Here is a 238-nt window from a genome sequence, read left to right as displayed (position 1 = left end):
ATTCCATGCGGCTTCCAGCGCTCGCGCCTGGGCGGGCGTAACCAGGCTTAGGCGTTCGGCCTGTCCCAGCGCGTCGAGCGTATTGGTGGTACGCAACGCAACGTCCTCATGCGCATGCATCAACTGGAGCAGTTGAATGGTCCACTCTGCATCCGATAGTCCCCCGGGCCCCAGTTTCACGTGCGAGCGCGGGTCCATCCCCCGGGGCAAACGTTCTGCCTCCATTCGAGCCTTCAAC

At 63.0% G+C, this 238-nt stretch carries 1 protein-coding gene; it reads right to left on the bottom strand.

What is annotated here, in order from left to right:
* Positions 1 to 225, bottom strand: a 225-nt coding sequence (locus QP415_RS12845; RefSeq protein ID WP_442953497.1) for a hypothetical protein, incomplete at its 3' end; no start/stop codon positions are given.
* Positions 226 to 238: the final 13 nt, after the last annotated feature.

This window comes from Pauljensenia sp. UMB3104 (assembly GCF_030217285.1).
Lineage (GTDB): Bacteria > Actinomycetota > Actinomycetes > Actinomycetales > Actinomycetaceae > Pauljensenia.
This window is presented reverse-complemented; position numbering and strand designations above follow the sequence as displayed.